Origin of the sequence: Paenibacillus sp. NEAU-GSW1, from assembly GCF_009737085.1 — a bacterium.
Classification (GTDB): domain Bacteria; phylum Bacillota; class Bacilli; order Paenibacillales; family Paenibacillaceae; genus Pristimantibacillus.
The window spans coordinates 1-1,525 of the sequence record NZ_WOVL01000054.1 but is presented as its reverse complement, the minus strand read 5'-3'; the positions used below and the strand labels follow the sequence as shown (position 1 = coordinate 1,525).

The following is a 1,525-nucleotide window of genomic DNA, read 5'->3' as shown; positions in this document are numbered from 1 at the left end:
GTCTTTTCGTTACTCATACCGGCATTCTCACTTGAATGCGCTCCACCAGTCCTTACGGTCTGACTTCAACGTACATTCAACGCTCCCCTACCCAAGAACCCTAAGGTTCATGCCATAGCTTCGGTGGTGTGTTTAGCCCCGTTACATTTTCGGCGCAGAGTCACTCGACCAGTGAGCTATTACGCACTCTTTAAATGGTGGCTGCTTCTAAGCCAACATCCTGGTTGTCTTTGCAACTCCACATCCTTTCCCACTTAACACACACTTGGGGACCTTAGCTGATGATCTGGGCTGTTTCCCTCTTGACAATGGATCTTAGCACTCACTGTCTGACTCCCGGCAAACATGTCTATGGCATTCGGAGTTTGACTAGACTTGGTAACCCTTGGCGGGCCCCGCACCCAATCAGTGCTCTACCTCCACGACACTCTTAACCGAGGCTAGCCCTAAAGCTATTTCGGGGAGAACCAGCTATCTCCGAGTTCGATTGGAATTTCTCCGCTACCCCCACCTCATCCCCGAATTTTTCAACATTCGTGGGTTCGGGCCTCCAGTGCGTGTTACCGCACCTTCACCCTGGACAGGGGTAGATCACACGGTTTCGGGTCTACGACCACGTACTTATTCGCCCTATTCAGACTCGCTTTCGCTGCGGCTCCGTCTTCCCGACTTAACCTTGCACGTGAACGTAACTCGCCGGTTCATTCTACAAAAGGCACGCCATCACCCATTAATAGGGCTCTGACTTCTTGTAAGCGCACGGTTTCAGGTTCTTTTTCACTCCGCTCCCGCGGTGCTTTTCACCTTTCCCTCACGGTACTGCTTCACTATCGGTCACTAGGGAGTATTTAGCCTTGGCAGATGGTCCTGCCGGATTCCGACGGGGTTTCACGTGTCCCGCCGTACTCAGGATCCGTCTCGGAGGGTGCAGCTTTTCGGTTACAGGGCTTTTACCTGCTATGGCGAGCCTTTCCAGACCTCTTCGCCTAACCTACACCTTTGTAACTCCATGTGAGACGTCCTACAACCCCAAGGAGCAAGCTCCTTGGTTTGGGCTAATCCGCGTTCGCTCGCCGCTACTGACGGAATCACTTTTGTTTTCTCTTCCTCAGGGTACTTAGATGTTTCAGTTCCCCTGGTATGCCTCTTGTTAACCTATGTATTCAGTTAACAGTAACTGTCCATTACGACAGCTGGGTTTCCCCATTCGGAAATCCCCGGATCAAAGCCTGCTTACGGCTCCCCGAGGCAGTATCGTTGTTCGCCACGTCCTTCTTCGGCTCCTAGTGCCTAGGCATCCTCCGTGCGCTCTTACTAGCTTAACCTACGTTCGGTAATTAACGTCGATCGGTTTGCTATTCTCCTGCGTCATTTCGGTTCATCCTGCCGTTCTCGATTCCATCCAACTCATTGCTACGCAATTAAGATGAAGTGAATCTTCGAAAAGTCATGCTGAACTCGAAATAACTCCGTCGAAAAATCAAATCCGATTCGAAATTACCTCACTTTACGTTTTCAATGATTA

At 50.7% G+C, this 1,525-nt stretch carries 1 rRNA gene (cut by a window edge); it reads right to left on the bottom strand.

Going from position 1 to position 1,525, the window contains the following annotated elements:
- Nucleotides 1–1,325: ribosomal RNA gene (locus GOM71_RS24180) — 23S ribosomal RNA — on the bottom strand (its annotated part extends 555 nt beyond the left edge of the window); the annotation flags it as partial.
- Nucleotides 1,326–1,525: the final 200 nt, after the last annotated feature.